19 protein-coding genes, 1 pseudogene and 1 riboswitch are annotated in these 18,792 nt (G+C 44.2%); of the genes and pseudogenes, 3 read left to right on the top strand and 17 right to left on the bottom strand.

From position 1 onward, the window contains the following. Positions 1-74: 74 nt before the first annotated feature. The 5 genes from AC3WTF_RS12190 to ykzS form a co-directional block, all read right to left on the bottom strand. Positions 75-1,988 carry a heavy metal translocating P-type ATPase gene (locus tag AC3WTF_RS12190; RefSeq protein ID WP_032871334.1) on the bottom strand — a complete coding sequence of 638 codons (1,914 nt, stop codon included), beginning with the start codon at positions 1,986-1,988 and terminating at the stop codon, positions 75-77. A gap of 242 nt (positions 1,989-2,230) precedes the next feature. Then, positions 2,231-2,725, bottom strand: a complete 495-nt coding sequence (stoA, locus tag AC3WTF_RS12185; RefSeq protein ID WP_007409594.1) for an endospore biogenesis thiol-disulfide oxidoreductase StoA — start codon at positions 2,723-2,725, stop codon at positions 2,231-2,233. Between the two features lie 62 nt (positions 2,726-2,787). After that, positions 2,788-4,128, bottom strand: a complete 1,341-nt coding sequence (locus AC3WTF_RS12180; protein ID WP_007409593.1) for a polysaccharide biosynthesis protein — start codon at positions 4,126-4,128, stop codon at positions 2,788-2,790. Positions 4,129-4,243: 115 nt separating this feature from the next. Then, on the bottom strand, positions 4,244-4,867 hold the full coding sequence (locus AC3WTF_RS12175) for a cell wall hydrolase (RefSeq protein WP_007409592.1): 624 nt from the start codon (positions 4,865-4,867) through the stop codon (positions 4,244-4,246). Between the two features lie 275 nt (positions 4,868-5,142). Then, entirely contained in the window at positions 5,143-5,337 is a 195-nt protein-coding gene (gene ykzS / locus AC3WTF_RS12170) for a protein YkzS (RefSeq protein ID WP_007409591.1), read from the bottom strand. Positions 5,338-5,500: 163 nt separating this feature from the next. On the opposite strand from ykzS, the gene AC3WTF_RS12165 reads away from it, so the two are divergent. Continuing rightward, complete coding sequence (locus AC3WTF_RS12165; protein ID WP_003154669.1) at positions 5,501-5,686, top strand: YkvS family protein; 186 nt, start codon at positions 5,501-5,503, stop codon at positions 5,684-5,686. A 72-nt stretch (positions 5,687-5,758) separates the two neighbouring features. On the opposite strand, the gene AC3WTF_RS12160 is transcribed toward AC3WTF_RS12165, so the two are convergent. From AC3WTF_RS12160 to AC3WTF_RS12135, 6 genes and pseudogenes are all read right to left on the bottom strand, one after another. Then, positions 5,759-6,034: a DUF3219 family protein gene (locus AC3WTF_RS12160; protein ID WP_007409590.1), complete on the bottom strand. Its 276-nt coding sequence runs from the start codon at positions 6,032-6,034 to the stop codon at positions 5,759-5,761. 414 nt (positions 6,035-6,448) lie between these two features. Next, on the bottom strand, positions 6,449-7,384 hold the full coding sequence (locus tag AC3WTF_RS12155; RefSeq protein ID WP_032871331.1) for a glycosyl hydrolase family 18 protein: 936 nt from the start codon (positions 7,382-7,384) through the stop codon (positions 6,449-6,451). Between the two features lie 96 nt (positions 7,385-7,480). Then, complete coding sequence (locus AC3WTF_RS12150) at positions 7,481-7,708, bottom strand: LysM peptidoglycan-binding domain-containing protein (protein ID WP_007409588.1); 228 nt, start codon at positions 7,706-7,708, stop codon at positions 7,481-7,483. 15 nt (positions 7,709-7,723) lie between these two features. Further along, a complete protein-coding gene (gene ykvP, locus AC3WTF_RS12145; protein ID WP_007409587.1) occupies positions 7,724-8,923 on the bottom strand; it encodes a spore protein YkvP in 1,200 nt (399 codons plus the stop codon). Between the two features lie 315 nt (positions 8,924-9,238). Then, positions 9,239-9,451 (bottom strand): annotated as a pseudogene (locus tag AC3WTF_RS12140) (7-cyano-7-deazaguanine reductase); the annotation flags it as partial. A gap of 114 nt (positions 9,452-9,565) precedes the next feature. Next, complete coding sequence (locus AC3WTF_RS12135) at positions 9,566-10,312, bottom strand: SDR family NAD(P)-dependent oxidoreductase (protein ID WP_020955730.1); 747 nt, start codon at positions 10,310-10,312, stop codon at positions 9,566-9,568. 168 nt (positions 10,313-10,480) lie between these two features. On the opposite strand from AC3WTF_RS12135, the gene AC3WTF_RS12130 reads away from it, so the two are divergent. Next, positions 10,481-10,849, top strand: a complete 369-nt coding sequence (locus AC3WTF_RS12130) for a winged helix-turn-helix transcriptional regulator (RefSeq protein WP_032871326.1) — start codon at positions 10,481-10,483, stop codon at positions 10,847-10,849. A 496-nt stretch (positions 10,850-11,345) separates the two neighbouring features. On the opposite strand, the gene queF is transcribed toward AC3WTF_RS12130, so the two are convergent. The 6 genes from queF to AC3WTF_RS12100 all read right to left on the bottom strand — a co-directional run bounded on the left by queF (position 11,346) and on the right by AC3WTF_RS12100 (position 16,192). Further along, on the bottom strand, positions 11,346-11,840 hold the full coding sequence (queF, locus tag AC3WTF_RS12125; RefSeq protein WP_003154673.1) for a preQ(1) synthase: 495 nt from the start codon (positions 11,838-11,840) through the stop codon (positions 11,346-11,348). 17 nt (positions 11,841-11,857) lie between these two features. Continuing rightward, on the bottom strand, positions 11,858-12,589 hold the full coding sequence (queE, locus tag AC3WTF_RS12120) for a 7-carboxy-7-deazaguanine synthase QueE (protein WP_003154676.1): 732 nt from the start codon (positions 12,587-12,589) through the stop codon (positions 11,858-11,860). Beyond that, on the bottom strand, positions 12,582-13,025 hold the full coding sequence (gene queD / locus AC3WTF_RS12115; protein WP_047935660.1) for a 6-carboxytetrahydropterin synthase QueD: 444 nt from the start codon (positions 13,023-13,025) through the stop codon (positions 12,582-12,584). Before queD ends, queE begins: the two co-directional genes overlap by 8 nt. Further along, on the bottom strand, positions 13,026-13,685 hold the full coding sequence (gene queC, locus AC3WTF_RS12110) for a 7-cyano-7-deazaguanine synthase QueC (protein ID WP_047935659.1): 660 nt from the start codon (positions 13,683-13,685) through the stop codon (positions 13,026-13,028). It abuts the gene before it with no gap. Positions 13,686-13,782: 97 nt separating this feature from the next. Then, positions 13,783-13,827, bottom strand: a riboswitch (PreQ1 riboswitch). 108 nt (positions 13,828-13,935) lie between these two features. Continuing rightward, entirely contained in the window at positions 13,936-15,057 is a 1,122-nt protein-coding gene (locus tag AC3WTF_RS12105; protein WP_047935657.1) for a hypothetical protein, read from the bottom strand. Between the two features lie 97 nt (positions 15,058-15,154). Then, positions 15,155-16,192 (bottom strand): YkvI family membrane protein, encoded by a 1,038-nt coding sequence (locus tag AC3WTF_RS12100; RefSeq protein WP_047935656.1) that lies wholly within the window; start codon positions 16,190-16,192, stop codon positions 15,155-15,157. Positions 16,193-16,593: 401 nt separating this feature from the next. On the opposite strand from AC3WTF_RS12100, the gene clpE reads away from it, so the two are divergent. Further along, positions 16,594-18,690 carry an ATP-dependent protease ATP-binding subunit ClpE gene (gene clpE, locus AC3WTF_RS12095; protein ID WP_015417343.1) on the top strand — a complete coding sequence of 699 codons (2,097 nt, stop codon included), beginning with the start codon at positions 16,594-16,596 and terminating at the stop codon, positions 18,688-18,690. Positions 18,691-18,792 lie beyond the last annotated feature (102 nt).

The following is an 18,792-nucleotide window of genomic DNA, read 5'->3' as shown; positions in this document are numbered from 1 at the left end:
ATTCTATCAGTTTTCCGGCGTTTATGCTGTGAACGAACATTAAAAAAACAGCCGCCCGTGTGCGGCTGTCATGTTTATTTTAATAATCTCAGTCCGTTCAGAATGACCAGAATCGTGCTCCCCTCATGCCCGATCACGCCAAACGGCAGTTCCATCACCTGAAGAAAGTTGGCGCAGATCAAAAGGCAGATGACCGAGAGCGAGAAAACAATATTCTGCTTAATAATCCGGTTCATTTTCCTTGAGAGTCTGCACATTTTCACAAGCTTGTGAAGATCATTTTTCATAAGGACTAAGTCAGCCGTTTCAAGGGCCACGTCCGTCCCCCCGCCCATCGCAATACCGACGTCAGCGGTTTTCAGAGCGGGCGCGTCATTAATGCCGTCCCCCACCATGGCGATTGTGCCGTACGTTTCTTTCAGCTTCTTCACTTCTTTTGCCTTTTGGTCCGGCAGACAATCGGCAACAACCGTCGTCATGCCCGCCTCTTTTGCAATGGCAGCCGCAGTTTCAGACTGATCGCCGGTGAGCATGGCTGTTTTAATGCCCAGTGATTCAAGCTCAGCCATCACGGCTTTGGCTTCAGGGCGGATTTGATCCTTTAAGGCAAAGCAGCCCGCAACCCGGTCATCTTTTTTAACAAAGACCAGTGTAAAACCTTTATCCTTTAATTCTTTTCCCGATGTTTGCAAAAAAGCATCTGCCGCATCTGCACCTGCAAACCCCGCTTTTCCGACCATCCATTTGACGCCTTCTATTTCAGCCTGAACACCGAACCCGGACGTCTCGTCAATCGATAGATGTCCTGCGGGCGCGGCGCCCCGGCTTTCGGCAAATTCAGCTATCGCTTTTGCAAGCGGGTGGCTTGATTGCTTTTCCATGGCATACACCGCCTGCATGATCTCATCTTCACTCACATGTTCCGCAGCTTGAAATGCCGCGACTGCCGGCTGTCCCTTAGTGACCGTGCCGGTTTTGTCAAATGCGATCATCCGTACGCTTCCCAGCTGCTCTAAAAACACACTTCCTTTAACCAATAATCCGTTGCGGGCCCCATTTGAGATAAGGGAAAGCGCAGCGGGCATAATAGAAGCGACAAGTGCGCACGGGGAGGCGACCACCATAAACACCATCGCCCTGTAAAAGGTTTCACTCCAGCTCCAGCCTAAAGCGAAATGAGGAATGAATAAAAGCAAAGCCACGGCTAACAGCACGCCTTTGACATAGACACTTTCGAACCGCTCAATAAATGCCTGAGCCGGTGACACGCTGTTTTGGGCTGATTCCACCAGCCGGATGATTTTTCTGAATAAAGACTGTTCATTTGTTTTCGTCACACGGACCGTTAAGGAGCCGTTTCCGTTTACCGTTCCTGTAAACACAGAATCTCCGGCTGTTTTTTCCGCCGGCATCGCTTCACCCGTAAGCGCCGATTCATCGAGGCTCGTCACGCCAGACTCAATGATCCCGTCTGCTGCTACGCGTTCGCCCGGCTTAATGACGATCATGTCACCGATCTTAAGTTCAGCAGCCGGCACCCGCTTTTCCCGTCCGTCCGCAAGCAGTGTCGCTTCCTCCGGTTCCAGTTTCATTAAAGATGTTAAATCACGGCTGCTTTTATTCATCGTATATGTTTCGAGCGCGCCGCTTAACGAAAAAATAAAGATAAGAACAGCGCCTTCAGCCCAATAACCGATCAGGGCGGAGCCGACAGCCGCAAAAATCATCAGCAGTTCCACATTTAACGCCTTCGTCTCAATGGTATCCTCAATTCCCTCTTTCGCTTTTGCAAATCCCCCGATCAGGAAGGCAAGGATATACAAAGTGACGGACAGGCCTTTTGTTTCGGTAAAAAACCAGGCCGCAAGAATAAGGACGCCGGATACGAGCGCCGCAATGAGTTCTGCATGCTGGAGCCACTTTTTTCCGGCCCGCTCTTCTTGTATGTGCTGTTGTGAATGGGTTTGTGTCATCACTTGTTCATTCATTATGAATTCTCCTCTCTAATTGAGAACGCAAATCATCTTCAATTCCCCGATAAAAGCAAAACAGCCGCCTGACAGGCAGCATTTTCACAGAGTTATCGCAGTGTTTCCTTTATTATAGCATGCCGGCGGAAGATTTCAATTATAATTGTTTTAATTTCTTTTTGATAATAATTATCATTAGTGTTTCTTCAGCTGTTCATTATATGCAAAAAAGGTGCGGGAGGAATTCCTCCCGCACCTTTTTATTTCTCTGACCATTCTTTTAATTGTGAGGCGGTCATCGGACCGACGATCTTTTTTTCGATTTCTCCTTTTTCATTCAGCAGAAATGACGTGGGAATCGTCATGACATCGTATTCCTTCATAAGCTCGCCTTTCGTGTCAAGAACAATCGGGAAAGTGAGATGGTGCTGACTGACAAAGTTTTGAACGGTATTTTTGTTTCGCTCGGCATTCATCAAATTTACCGTTACAAGGCTTACATCATCGGACTGATGCTGTTCATAATACGTTTGGAACTGAGGCAGTTCTTTTTTGCACGGCGGACACCACGATGTCCAAAAATGCAAAATCGTTTTCTGCCCTTTATTCGGAATCGATATCTCGTCTCCTTCAATCGTCTTCATCAGAAACACGGCGGGAACTGCCTGTTTTTCTGATGAGGCTTTTGCTTCAGGCATCCAGACGGCGGCAGCTATCAAAAGGACTGCACATACAATTAGGCGGTTTTTATGCATATGATCTTCCTTTCACGCGTTTCGGATAGCTTGCCCTTCCTTATTGAAATGTATCAGCCTTTTCAGCTTTCGATCCGGGGCGCTGTTCTTCCGCCGCCCGTCAAAAACACGGAGACACCGAGGTCTTTGCAGATCGTCGCGTAATGTAAACTTGTCAGAAGAATCATGCCGGTATTCATGCCGAGTATAATGCCGAGCATTTGCAATTCCGGCATAGAACCGAGCACATACATCATCGAAAGCCCTACAATGCTGCTCCATACGTTATGATAAAACGCCGTTTTCACGTGGCCGATACCGATCAGACAGGCCTGAAGCGGCATCACAAACAGATGAAAAAGAAAAAACGGCCACAAAAGCTGCAAATAATACTGCGCTTCCGGAGACTGAAAAAACAAATGGGTCAGCGGGCCCGCGAACTGAAACATGACCCAGACTGCCGGAATGCCGTAGCCGAATGTAATAAAAATCGCTTGTCTCAGCCGTTTCAGCACAATATCATATTGGGACAGCGCATACGCTTCTGAAATGCTGGGAATCATGACGACCATCAGCGAATGGGCGATAAATGCGGGAAACGAACCGATTGTCATCGCAACACCGGCAAGCATGCCGTATTGATCAATCGCGGCTGTCCCGGCTGCCCCGGACGCCAGCAGCGCTCCTTTCACTAAAAAGGGTTCAATGGCGTTCGTCACCGCATGAAATATACGAAGTCCCGTTGTCGGGATGGATACGGCCAGGAGGCGTTTCCGCACGTCCTTGCCGCGCAGATGAATGTGCTGATGGCCGGAAAGCGCCCTCCGCGCCAAAATAAACTGCGTATACAAGTAAACGAACACCACGACATCGCTTGCGACCAGCACAAATAATGAAATGAGCACGGCCATATCAATTTCAAAAGAGTACCATTGAAAAAAGATAAACAGACAAAGCACTTGAATGATTTTTTTCATGACATTCGCAACCGCGATTTTTCCCATTTGCTGCACACCCATAAAATAACCTCTGGCGATGGATGTAAAAGCGACGACTGGAATCAGCCCGATGACAATCCCTTTAATAAACGGGTGATACGTATCGAATACAGGAATGAACGGCAGCGCGATGCTTGCGGCCGCGGTTGAAAACGCGGTAAAAACGGCGGTCATTCTGAAGGCATGCCGGAGCATGCTTTCATGCAGCTTCTGATTGGATTCCGCGATGAATTTTGAAATGGAGATCGGAAGCTCCAGACTGGCGATGACGATAATTAAAAAAATGGTGGGCAGAATGCTCATGTAAAGTCCCATCCCATGCTCGCCAAGCTCCCGCGCCAGTATCATATTCACGACAAATTCCAGACATTCCGCGAAAAAGGCGGCGATGGATAAAAGAATGATCCCTTTCACAAATCGATTCATGGTGTCTCTCCTTGTCTCTCGTTCTTCCATCATCATATGAGACAAGTTCTGAAAATATTTTCGATTTCTCAAAATTGAAAAAAGCATAGCCGGGATATTTTTGATCCCGCTATGCTTACATCGCAAATACGTGTCTGCCGATCCGTTCGATAATTTTTCGGGAACGGATCCAGTGGTCAGATGCCGTTTTCGGATTGTAGAAAAACAACGCGTTCGTTTCTCTGCCCGGATGGTCAAGCGCCTCATTTGCGGCGGCGATGGAATCCTTATCCGGCTTTTGATTAATGCTTCCGTTTGCTACCGGTTCAAATGCATTCCTTTGATAGATCACACCCCGAATGGTATCCGGGAAGCCGTTTTTTTCAGTGCGGTTCAGCACTACGCTGGCTACGGCAACCTTCCCTTTATAAGATTCACCTTTCGCTTCTGCGTGAACGAGACGTGACAGAAGTTGTCTGTCAGCGCGGGAATACGTTTTTTTCGGCGGCTGATAAGCCGTCTCTTCCGGTTTTGCCTTCTTCTCTTGGTGAGATGACAGCTTTATCGGTTGGATAGAATGCTTATGATCCGTTTTTGAAAGCTTCGGAACCGAGCTTTTTTTATTTAAATCAGCAACCAGTGTGCTGGGTTCTTGCTTTGGCTTCTTCGCAAAAGTAAACAGAGCTTCTGTATGTTCAATTTTTGATGCAGGCATAAAACATAGAAAAAAGACAGCCAAGGCAGCAAATTTTGTCGTCATACGATTTCCTCCTTAAATACTTCACTACCTTAACAAGAGCTGTGCGCAAATTCACGGTTAAAGATTTTCCAGTGCTCCCAATCAGCTTTTATGATGGAAGAAGTTCGTTAACAGCCTTGTTATTGGCAGGAAAACAGCCGTCATTTTCACAACATTAACCAAATAGCAGTAAAAGTATCCATCGGAGGGATTTTACATTTTGTTTACATCTGTTACAGCAAGATGAAATGAGAAACCAAAAAACAAAAAAAAGACTCCTCAAGTGCGAGGAGCCGTCAGCTTCTTGGCTGTTCTAAATACTGAAATACAACATCTCCGCCCTGCTGTGCAATACCGCGGAAATGCTTAAAATCTTCCTGCTTCGATAAAACTGCTCGAAATGCAAGAAAATGTTCTTTCTGCACCCTGAATTCTTTGATTTCCCCGGTGCGCATTTGGTTGATACATTCTGAAATTTCCTCAGGCAGCAACGAACACAGCCTCCTTTTCTCGGCTTTTTCCCGAAAATCAATATATCATCTTTCCCCCGCCGGGACAATGATTGAGCGGGCTGATACCCATATCGCTTTACTTCTTAAAGAAAATACTGCAAAATATTTTCAAACAGGATTTATGATAAAGGAGAGGAAGCTCGTGAAAATTGCTAAGGTTGGAAACGTCATTGAATTTAAAAACGGATTAACCGGTATTGTTGAAAAAGTAAATGAAAACTCCGTCATCGTTGATGTAACCATCATGGATAATTATCGTGACCTTGAATTAGATTCCCTCACTGTCGTCAATCATAAGAATTATAAAATCATCAGAGACTCCTATTAAACCCCCCGAACAATCCGAACCATTTACATATCCCGCACAAAAGCTGCCGCCCGGCAGCTTTTTCAAATGAATTCAGATCTCGGTCATTTCTACAAAAAAATCACCTGTCTCATCTTTATTGTAAAGATTAGTGACGGATGTATAGTAGTTGGTTATTTTACCGCGGAATTCAAGCCCACGCTCGGGCGCCTTGATATCAAATGTTTTTTCATACAAAAGGACGGCAATATCATGATACGTTTCAGAGGTCACCTTCAATATAAATGAAATCATGCGGCCGTTTTCACCCGCACTTTCTTTACAATCATACATTTTCAGTCTTACACCGTTTAACTCTAACGGCTCCATAACGAACACTCCTTCTTTTTACAGGACATGCTATCATGCTGACCATTCCTTTACAATTGATCCGCTCCGAATGAGAAAAAACAGCGCAGGCCTTTACAAACATACGTTCCCTATTTTATAATGAAACAGACGAGCTGCCATCCAGCACCCGTCTTTTCATTAGAAAGCGGCGAGTGGAATTCCCCCCGGATTCGCTCGTCTTTTTTATGTAAAACCCCCTCATTTCTGAGGAGAAACTATATGGTCGATTATCAACAAGTCATGGTTCTCCACGTACCTTGGCGCCTTGAATTTCCCCATCCTTTAATGAGAGTGGTCAATCAATTCTCATCATGTTTTTTAGATAAACCAGCATCCATTCAGGATAGAGATTCATTGCAATTATCTTCGAATTTTGCTTTGAACTATAAATCATTATATATTTTTAAACACTGTATTCCAGACTGACGCATCCTCTTGTCCAAGACTCCAGCTGCCAAGACCTTTCAGATTATATTTTTGAGCGAGTTTTATTTTTGCTCTGAGTGACTGTTCATTTTCAAACCATAATGTATATGTTCCCGAAGGCAACAGCCCCTTGTTATCGTGATTGACAGTAAAAATAGCTTTTGGAGATTGACTCTTTGTGTCAAAAATAATTGTCCCGTTATGCCTTTTTACTAATGAGTCAACAAGGTAAAGGGGAATGGCTTGAGAGGCAGATTGGCCTTTCATCCAACAGCGGCCATAGAATGGCAATCCTAAAACTAGTTTTTTAGGAGAGATTTTTTGGGTCAGAGCATATTGAATGGACTTTTCCACCCATCCTACACTTGCAGTAGGTCCAGCAAGGTGGCTTTCATCGTAGGCCATAATCATAAGGTAATCTGCATATTTAGCTAAATACTCGTAATCATATGATCCGTGCCAGCCCTTCGTCCAGCCAAAAGGATTTGCCGCCACTGCAACTGATACTTCTTTATGTCTAGGAATACTTTTCCTTACCAATCTAACAAAATCTGTAAATAAATTCCGATCTTTTTCTGTAAGGTTTTCTATATCGATATTAACTCCGTCCAAATCCAGTTCTTCTATTGCATGAGAAATTTGTTTAGCTAAAAGAACTCGGTTCATTAATGAAAATCGCCCCAAATCCTGATCCCAATGATTGCTTAGAAAAGGAACTACTTTTAATTTTCTTCTATGAAGAGCTTTAATCACATCGGGATTAGCTGAACGGAGAAGTAATGATCCATCTTTTCTGATATAGAAAAAATCAGGAGACACAACATTTAATACTCCGTTCGTTTGATCAACGTGTTGAATAAAATCCCATCCTAATCCAGAATAGAAATAGCTCATTTGAAACATCTCATAACCCCTTCATCCCCAAAAATATCAAGTTCCCCACAAATAAAAAAATGAGGATTGTCATTTCAATTTGATTCGTTTCCGAAACCTCAAAGATTATCTTTCTCTTATCTTTATAATTTGTCCAGGATAAATTCTATCTGAAGAAAGCTTATTAAGATTTATAAGTTGTTGTACCGGGATATTGAAGGATTTAGAAATCGTCCATAATGTATCGCCGGATTCCACATGATATACTTCGTATGTCACGGGAAATTCCATATAACGAGGCGTTCTTTTTACTTTATTCGCTTGATTTCTTATTTTAGGTATTTTCCCCTTCATTCATATTACTCTCCTTTAGAAAAATTTGTTATCAATATTTCTAAACAGTTTCTCTCTAATCTTAATGATTTGTCCAGCATATATTTGATCTGATTTGAAATGATTAAGCTCCATGAGTTGCTGCAGGGAAACATTATACTTCCTGGCAATTATTGATAATGTTTCACCGGGAGTAACATGATGGATCACGTATTTTTCTTTGAGAACATCTACATAATGAATGGTTTTCCCTAAGTTTCTTATAATTCCTCTGCTTTTTAGCACCTCAAGCATTCTCTCGGCTCTATGCAGATAGGAATCATTCTTTACAGCCTTTTTACCGTTTATCTGAATCTTTTTTCTCTCGCTATCATGATTCAAATAGTATTTAACCTTTTCCAATGTTTCTTTTGGGGAGGAAGAAACGATGAGATCGCGGCCAGGTTTGAATTTACCTCGAACTGCTGGTGTATCCGATGTCAATAAAACCCCCCCGGAACCAAGAATCTCATAGGTGCGTTGCGTAAGTTGGCTTTCACAGTTTTGCAAACCGATAACGACTTTTGCTGAACTGTAGACTTTATATGCTTCAGTATAATCAAGGTATCCATGGATCCAATTGCGGGGAATTTCTCTTCCTATATATTTACTCATTTTTTCCCAGTTTCTCCCCCAAAAATCAATGCGAATACCCTTCCGTATAAGAGGACGAATAAGCGTTTTTAAAGAGGACGAACGGAACACTTCCGGATGTTCTTCAAGAAAATTAGGGTAAGCATTAGCCACCACTGCTATATCACAACTGTATTTTGCTAATGGTTTAATCTGGTGATGTATACTTTCGTGAAATGCAAAGTCTAAGTGAGCTGCTTTAATCCCCATGCTTTCATAAGTTTTACACAGAGAAGGCGTAACCGTGAAAACAAAATCTGGTTTCACCTTTTTAATTAACGGGATAGTAAAGTTTTGAGTGTGCAGCGGGTCTTCAGTTGCCCAATAAACGAGAGGGATATTCACCTTTTTAGTAGCGTTGCGAATCCAGGCCTGCTTTTCCCTTGAATGCTCTGGTGTCCATCCCATAGATACTATTAGATCTGGTTTAAATTCGTCTATCATTTCAGTGATATTTTCCCGACTTACAGGACCGGAAATCATTACGGTATGTCCTGCTTCCCTAAACCCATTTGGTAAACCATAGAGCCACATGGGATGACTCTCGAGGAAAAGAATTTTCACACATTTTCGCCCTCTCTTTCACTTTTTAATGTCTACTTTATTGGTATGTAGAAGAGAAATAATTTGTCGCGGTACCAGTCTATAAAAAATGTTCAAGTGCAAGATAACGTGATTGGATATGGTGCCCCACAAAAAAAGAAAGCAATCTACAACATATTTTCCTTTGATTTTGTTAGCCTTTCTGCCAAAATACTTTCGTTAATAAATTGTTTTTGTGCTTAAAAGAAAAAGACGTACACATTTGTACGTCTTACATTACCTCTGCAATAGCAATTTATTTGCATAAAAGTCATAATAGGCACGCTTTTATAGTGATTAACGATTATCAATCGTCTCCGGATACATATCATGATTCATCATCCGATGTTCGGCCATTTTTTCATATTTTGTTCCCGGTCTGCCGTAGTTTGTATACGGGTCAATGGAGATTCCGCCTCTAGGCGTGAATTTGCCCCATACTTCAATGTAGCGGGGGTCCATTAATTCGATCAAGTCATTCATGATGATGTTCATGCAGTCCTCGTGGAAGAAAAGGCAGGTCAAAGTCTTGTCCCATAAGTACTTGCTCTAGACATTAATCATGAAGTCACACCAATTTCACACCTTACCAAGGGGACTATTTGTAATCTCTGCGCAGTGAAATTATACCTGTGCTAGCCCGCCATCTACGAACAATTCAACACCCGTCAAGTAACTGCTTTCGTCTGAAGCAAGGAAAGATACAGCGTTTGCTACTTCTTCAGGTGTCCCAACTTTTCCAGCTGGAACAGTATTTCTGGTATTTTCCATTGCTCCTTCAAGTGCATCACCAAAAAGCTCATCGTATGCAGGTGTAAGAATAGCTCCTGGACTCACCACATTTACACGGATTTCAGTACCTTTTAGGTCAAGAATCCAGTTGCGAACCAGTGCTCTTAATGCTGCTTTAGATGCTCCATATACACTAAACGCTGGGTTGCCAATTGATCCAGCAGTAGAGCCCGTTACAATAATAGAACCTACTTTGTCCGGGAATAGTGATAACGCTTTTTGAACAGTAAAGATGGTTCCTTTAACGTTAATGTCGAACGTTCTATCAACCTGCTCTTCAGTAATTTCACCTAATGGAAGGAAGTTGCCGGTGCCTGCATTAGCAAAAAGAATGTCCAACTTACCTTTTTCCTGCTTTATCATGTCATATAGTTTGTCTAAGTCTTCTAGCTTAGAAATATCACCTTGAACACCGGTTACGTTCTTGCCAATTTGGTTAACAGCTTTATCAAGTTCGTTTTGTCTACGTCCCGTGATATAAACATATGCACCTTCGTTTACAAATTTTTGTGCTGTAGCAAGACCAATCCCACTTGTTCCACCCGTTACAAGCGCTATTTTACCTTCAAATTTACCCATACTTAACACTCCTTTAGAATTGATTTTATTTTATGTCTAGTACCTTTAAGTACTTGAAGAACAACTTACAAGATATAGTATCCTTCAGTAAGCACATTATCGGAAGTACCCACTTTTTTGTGATATAGTAACTAAAAAGTAATAAATGTGGAATGGAGAGCTTTAGACATGAAAAAATTTAGCTGTGGGTTTGAAGTGACAAAGGAAGTTATTGGCGGAAAATGGAAAGGCCTTGTATTATACTTTTTAATGAATGGACCAAAGAGAACGAGTGAATTAAAGCGCATGATCCCAAATATAACTCAGAAAATGCTGATTCAAACACTTAGAGAGCTTGAAGCCAGTGGACTTGTGAGCAGAAAGATGTATAATCAAGTACCGCCGAAGGTTGAATATTCATCCACTGAACTTGGAGAATCTCTTAAACCTATCTTGCAGGAGCTCTGTCAATGGGGAGGCCATTATGCGGAGCAAAAGTATGCAGAAGGTGAATATGAAATTGTACAACCAGAACAACTAAAGTTAGGATTGATGTAGCTGCTGAAGTAAATGCTAAACAACTTCAATACCATCACCTAACAGATGAAGAACAGTCAGAAATAAATGAGATATTCAATTTTGAAAGTGAAGTTCTAATAAGAAGTGTCATGGACTATATTCAGGAAAACTTTGATGAAATTCAAAAAAGAGCTGTTTCAAATGTTAAAGAGAAGGTTCAGAAACTTAGCCAAAAAATAAATGAAGATATTGATAATAATATTTAATGCCTATGATCTCTAGATAGGCATTTTTTCTTTCGGATAAAAAAGAAAAGACGTACAAATTGTACGCCTTAATCTGCTTCTGTACTATCAATTTTTCACTGCATAAAAGTCACAGTTCAGGTTGCACCTCAGGTCACACTTTTATTGAGCTTAGTGCTGGTCACACTTCGCTGTGACTCGGTCACAATTCCGCTGAAAATCAGCACTGAATGTTCGGATTTTACTGTGACTCCACTTCGTTTCACACTCCGTATCACACAACGGAATAATTACCGATTATCAATCGTCTCCGGGTACATATCATGATTCATCATCCGATGTTCGGCCATTTTTTCATATTTTGTTCCCGGTCTGCCGTAGTTTGTATACGGGTCAATCGAGATTCCGCCTCTAGGCGTGAATTTGCCCCATACTTCAATGTAGCGGGGGTCCATTAATTCGATCAAATCATTCATGATGATGTTCATGCAGTCCTCGTGGAAATCTCCGTGGTTGCGGAAGCTGAAAAGATACAGCTTCAGCGATTTGCTTTCCACCATTTTTTCGTCCGGAATATAGCTGATGTAGATGGTTGCAAAATCCGGCTGTCCCGTTTTGGGGCAAAGCGACGTAAATTCCGGGCAGTTGAATTTAACGAAATAATCACGGTTCACGTGTTTATTCGGAAATGATTCCAAAACCTCCGGCGCATATTCAAATAAATAGTTTGTCCCTTGATTCCCCAGGAGCGTAACTCCTTCTAATTCTGATTCTTTTCTTGTCATATAAATCTCCCTTTCTATTAAACTCCCCGTTTATTGCCCCAAAGCAATGTATGCAGCTGAGGCAGGACTCTGACGAGATTCAGATCCGAATCGGCTGAAACCTTATCAACGAGTGTTTCGTATTTTCCGAGCAGATGTGCGATCAATGCCCGGTCGTCCGTCGTATGGACGTTATCGTTTCCGACCTGAAGATAAAACGGGATATTCGGATACCGCTTGTGCACGGTTTTCGCGAATTGCAGATCTTCATCATTAAAAATGACGACCTTTAAGCTGACCGCGTTAAGCCTTTCTGCCGCATCAAGCGAAGACACAATGTGATCGAGCTTTGCAAAATCGGTTGTCATCCCCGAACTTGGCGGCTTCGGTGAAATCGTCAGGTCGTTAATCATTGTGAACCAATCCTGATAGACCGTTCCCTGCGTTTCTAAAGCGGCGCGCACCCCGTGCTCTTTCAGCAGCAGAATCAGCGCGTCAAGCTGCTTTAACAGCGCCGGGTTTCCTCCTGAGATGGTGACATGGGAAAAGGCGTCTCCGCCGATTTCTCTCAGCTCGCGGTAAATGTCTTCCGCCGTCATCCAGCGGATATCTTTTTTGGCTGAGCCGTCCCATGTAAAAGCGGAGTCGCACCAGCTGCAAGAGTAGTCGCAGCCCGCCGTGCGGACGAACATGGTTTTCTGGCCGATAACCATGCCCTCCCCTTGTATCGTCGGTCCGAAAATTTCTAATACCGGAATTCCTTTAGCCATTCCTATCACCTTTTTTCGGGCGGTATACGCAATAGCTTGTCGGGGTTTCCCTGACAAAAATCTGCACGCAGACCGGCTGATTCTCCAGTGTTTCGAGGTAGGACTGCACCTTATCGTAAATCGTTTTGGCCACGACCTCGGTCGTCGGCAGTGAATATTTGTCATCATCAGCAGAAAACTCGTCATGGTCATTCAGCAATGTATGGTCATAAGCGCCGTGCACCAATTTCTTCAGCACGCTGAAATTCACGAGAAAGCCTGAATCGTCCAGTTCATCCCCCGCAACTGTAATATTTACTGTATACGTGTGCCCGTGGACTCTGCTGCACGCTCCGGCGCTTTCGCGGGGAATAAAGTGCGCGGCTGAGATGTGCATGTCCTTATTCAACTCAAACGAATAAGGATGCTGAACCTGCGGGTAAATTTGAGAAAGCAATTAGTTTCGCTCTCCTTTCATTTTCATATATTCATCATATCCTTTATTGCGGAGCAGGCATGCCGGGCATTCGCCGCATCCGTCCGCAATGATGCCGTTATAGCAAGTCAGTGTGTTATTCTTTACAAAATCAAGCGCGCCGAGCTCATCCGCAAGTTTCCACGTTTCCGCTTTGTTCAGCCACATAAGCGGCGTATGAATGACGAACGGCTTTTCCATCGCCAGGTTGACGGTGACATTGCAGGATTTGACGAACTCGTCACGGCAGTCCGGGTAGCCGCTGAAATCAGTCTCGCAAACACCGGTGATAATGTGGCGCGCGCCGATTTGATATGCAAGAATCGATGCAAAGGATAAAAATACAAGGTTGCGTCCCGGCACAAAGGTTGTCGGCAGTTCCCCGTCCTTCGCTTCAATTTCGATATCATCTCTTGTCAGCGCATTCGGCGCGAGCTGATTTAAAAGAGACATATCAAGCAAGTGATTTTTGACACCGAGCTTTTCGGCAATCGATTTTGCCACATCGATTTCTTCTTGGTGACGCTGATTATAATGGAATGTAACGGTTTCCACTTCTTCAAAGTTTTGCATAGCCCATAATAAACAAGTCGTGCTGTCTTGGCCTCCGCTGAACACCACAACTGCTTTTTCTTTTTTCATGTCTTTCTCTCCCTTATCTATCATTCCATAAAAAAAGCGCCTTTTTCGGAGAAGGCGCCCTAAAAAACATAAAAAAAACCGTATCCAAGGATACAGCTCGTCCTTAGTTTTTTATAGAGGGTGTAGCTAGAACCTCTCCCGCATCAATACGGATTTTCTTCTTTTTTCACTTTTGCTATCATACCATAATGTTGTTTCCCGTGACAATAAAAAAACAGCCTGAACCCTGTATCAGGCTGCAAAAGCGGGTTTAAGCCCCGCGTTTTTTCCCCGGAAATACCATCAGCGCAATCCCGATCAGAACAAATAAAGCAGGCCAGAAAACAGAAACCTGAATGATCGGCTGATTCGTCATCATAAAGCAAAGTGCTGTCAAGGTCAGCACCGCAACCGGGATGAGCAGCGCCTTCTGTTTCCCGCCGAACAGCCATAGCTCAAATAAACCGAATGCCGTTGCAAGCAGGTAAACAGGCCATGTCACACCGGAGTAGGACCAATTGGTTGCCGTTTCAAAGACAAACAAGATCCCCGTAATCAATAAGATGCCGCCCGGTACAAGAAGTCCTGCGTTTTTGACAGGTTTCGGGCCGAAAATCGGAATGTGAAAAGCGGCGCCCAGCAAAAGAATGAGAGCGGGCCAGCCGCGTTCGCTGATGGCTTCATTTGCATTGGTGAATATGCCGAAAATGCCCGCGGCGCACAGAACCGCCGCAGCAGTCAAAAGCCCTCTTTGCCTTCTGCCGAACAGCCAGGCTTCAAACAGGCCGAACGCAACGGCAAAGAGGTAGACAGGCGATGTCACATTTGCGTATGTCCAATCCGTCAGCGTTTCAAACCATAACAACCCGCCCGTCACAAGCAAAATGCCGCCCGGAATAAGAAGGCCCGATCTTTTTTTCGGCTGCATAAAGGCAGCGGCGTGAAACAAAAGCGCGGCTGCGATGATCAAAAGCGGCCACAGCCCCGTCATCAGCATACCGGCAAAGCATAGTGCTCCCACGGCTGTCAGGATGAAAGCAGGAATCAATACACCTAACTTCCTCCCGCCGAAATACCACAGCTCAAACAGACCGAGAGCAGGCGCCCATATATAAACAGGCCACGTCACGCCTGAATACGTCCATCCCGTTGCCGTTTCAAAACAAAACAGGCAGCCCAGCACAAGAAACATACCGCCCGGAACGAGCAATTCCGCCTGTTCAGGCGTTTTTTTCGCAAAAATAAATCCGGCGTGGAACCCTGCGGACATTATAATGAAAAGAAACGGCCACGCCGAACCTGCGGATATATGAATAACTCCCGCCCTCTGTAAAAAAAACGCAATGCCGATACAAATAAAAATAAATCCCAATAATACACGTCGAGCTTTCATCTCTTACTCCTCCCCATCATTTCCCAATTCATTATACAGAAATGTCAGGAAAAAAGAAGGGGAATTCCCAAAAAATACAGACATTTTCCTTATATCCTTATTTTTCTTTCGGGATTTTTTTGCAAATCAATGCGCCGATGAAAGCGAGGCTCACATACCCAAACACCGGATAAACGGTGGAAATCAGCTGTCCGTAGCCGATTTGGCTGATAATGAAAGCAAACGCCAAAATGCCGCCGTAAATATATGTACTTTTTATATGAAGAAAACTGTTTAATTGTTTTTCCAATCCGTATAAATTACCGATGACCGACGTAAACACTTCCCCGAAAATAATAAACAAATAAATGATATGAAGTGAACGCGAATACGAATAGACGACTTGAGCCATCGGAATGTCAAACTCCAGCACATCCGGCAGCACCGATAATGATAAAAAGCTCGCGGCAAGCACCAGTGTCAACAGAACGCCGCCAAAATAAGCCCCCCTTCTGATCACCTTCTCTGAAGACATTTCATTCGCAAGCGGCACAAGCACGGCTTGGGCGAGCGATAAATTTAACGAGCCGTAAGAGACGGCGGACAAAAGCCAATTCCACTTGTCAGGCCATACCCATTCGTCCGCGTTTCTCGTGCTTGTAAATACAAATGAATCTGCTGTCACGATAAAAGAGAAAGAAATTAAAAGCGGCACAACCAATATATTGACGCCGAACACACCTTTAACGCCGCTTGTCATGACGGCAAAGCTCAGTACGATCGTCAGAAGGATCCCCGCTTGTGCGGACCAGCCAAGCTGTTCATGAAACAGCGCTCCCGCTCCGGACAGCATGACAGAGGTCACTCCCAGCAATATAAACATCATAAACATGTTCACGGCGCGGCCGATGGACTGGCCGAATAAATATGTGTTCAATTCCTGATAAGATGCTGCATGAATCCGTTTGGAAATGATCATGATTTTGGCGCCTAAATATGTAAACATCAGACCGCTTACCACGATACCGAACAGACCGATCCAGCCAAACTTCAGAAAAAACTCAACGATTTCCCGTCCCGTGGCAAAACCGGCTCCTACAACCGTGCCTACGTATACAAATGCAAGCTGACTTGCAGAACCTTTTGTTTGTCCCATTTCACCCTCCGGCTAAGCGCAGATTTGTCCAGGCCTTTATATATGCTTATGAGACAAGTCGCCCGAAAAGACGAACAAATCGTCCTTCCCCGGAGAATACAGATTCAGCTCTCTCCTCTAAGCAAAAATATTGAAAGAAAAAAAGGGCCGGCGTATACTCTTCATCAAGAAAGGTCAAAGCATTTCATTTCCTTTCTGACTATATTGGTCAAAAATAATCAAACCTCACAAATATCACTTATCATGCTGTAAACATTTATTTTTCAGGGTTTGAAACAAAACACTTGAAAGTCAAAGAAGGTCAGAGTATACTATTAATCAAAGAAGGTCAAAGTTAAGACCTTATTTTCTAATCCATTTGGTCAAAGATGATCAAACATTTTTCGAGGAGGTTTTGGCAAATGCGTTGTCAACATTGTCAGAAAAACGAGGCGACGATTCGCCTGAACATGCAAGTCAATTCCATTCAAAAACAATTCGTTTTATGTGAAACATGTTATACAGAATTAACCCGAAAACCGTCTATGAGCATGGGGCCGCAATCATTCGGATTCCCGTTTGAGCAAGGTTTCGCTCCCAATCAAAATAAACAGCAGGCCGGCCCTGAAAAAGGCCTGCTCGACGAGCTCGCTCAAAACGTCACTAACGGCGCAAAAGCAGGTCTGATTGACCCTGTGATCGGCCGCGATCATGAAGTGGCGCGCGTAATTGAAATTTTGAACCGCCGGAATAAAAACAATCCGGTGCTGATCGGTGAGCCGGGCGTCGGTAAAACGGCTATTGCAGAAGGCCTCGCGCTTAAAATCGCTGAAGGCGATGTGCCGAACAAATTGAAAAACAAAGAGCTTTACCTGCTTGACGTCGCTTCTCTAGTCGCCAATACAGGGATCAGAGGCCAGTTTGAAGAAAGAATGAAACAATTAATGAACGAATTAAAAGAACGGAAAAACGTCATCTTGTTCATTGACGAGATTCACCTTCTTGTAGGCGCCGGCTCTGCCGAGGGATCAATGGATGCCGGGAACATCCTGAAACCGGCGCTTGCCAGAGGCGAGCTGCAGGTCATCGGGGCGACAACGCTGAAAGAGTACCGCCAGATTGAAAAAGATGCGGCGCTTGAAAGACGCTTCCAGCCTGTCATGGTTCACGAGCCTACAATAGAACAAGCCATCAGCATTCTGGAAGGCATTAAAGATAAATACGAGAAATACCACGGCGTCACATTCAGCAATGAAGCGATAAACGCCTGTGTTACGCTTTCATCCCGTTACATTCAGGACCGCCACCTGCCGGATAAAGCGATCGACTTATTAGATGAAGCCGGCTCTAAGGCGAACCTGGAGCTTGATACCGTAAATGAAGAAGATGCGGCTGAGAGACTCAAAGCAATTGACGCGGAGAAAACAAAAGCGCTTCATGAAGAAAATTATGAGCTTGCCGCGAAACTGCGTGATGAAGAAGCGGCGTTGGAAAAGCAGCTGGCGCATGAAACACCGGCCTCTTCACCTGAAATCGGGGCGGAGCATATTCAAGCCATCATTGAACAGAAAACAGGCATTCCGGTCGGAAAACTCCAGGCTGATGAACAAGTCAAAATGAAGGAACTTGAAGAGCATCTTCATCAGCGCGTCATCGGTCAGGAAAAAGCCGTGAAAAAAGTGGCGAAAGCGGTCAGACGAAGCCGCGCCGGCTTAAAATCCAAAAACAGACCTGTCGGCTCCTTCCTCTTTGTCGGACCGACCGGAGTCGGAAAAACCGAGTTATCAAAGACACTCGCAGATGAACTGTTCGGTACAAAAGATTCCATTATCCGTCTCGATATGAGTGAATACATGGAAAAACACGCCGTATCAAAAATTATCGGTTCACCGCCGGGATATGTCGGACACGATGAAGCCGGTCAATTAACGGAAAAAGTGCGCCGCAATCCGTACAGCATCGTGCTGCTCGATGAGATTGAAAAAGCCCACCCTGATGTCCAGCATATGTTTCTGCAGATTATGGAGGACGGCCGTCTGACAGACAGCCAGGGCAGAACGGTCAGCTTCAAAGATACCGTTTTGATTATGACAAGCAACGCTGGAACCGGCGAAAAACAGGTGAAAGTCGGATTCCAATCTGAAGAGAGCGTCCTGGAAGAACAAACGCTGATTGATTCACTGAGCGCGTTCTTCAAACCGGAGTTTTTAAACCGGTTTGACAGCATCATTGAATTCCAATCCCTGAAAAAAGAACATCTCGTGAAAATCGTCAGCCTGCTTCTCACAGAGCTTGAAGACACATTAAAAGAGCGCGGCATCAGCCTGAGCGTAACGGACGAAGCGAAAGAAAAAATCGCTGAAATCGGCTACCACCCAGCTTTCGGAGCACGCCCGCTCAGAAGAACCATCCAAGAATTGATCGAGGACGAAATGACAGATCTCTTATTGGATAACAACGAAATAAAAGCCTTCCATGTCGTAATGGAAGAGGACGGCATCAAAGTCCGGGCACAATAAGAAAAAAGCGGTTCCCTCCTCGCGGGGGACTGACCCCCGTTTTTGAGACAGGGATCAAAACACCTTTAAGCAGCCAGCTGTCGGTATGTGACCGGCGGCTGG

Source organism: Bacillus sp. EB106-06-01-XG163, from assembly GCF_058791615.1.
Note: the sequence above shows the minus strand (reverse complement) of the source record. Positions and strands in the feature narration are given on the sequence as shown.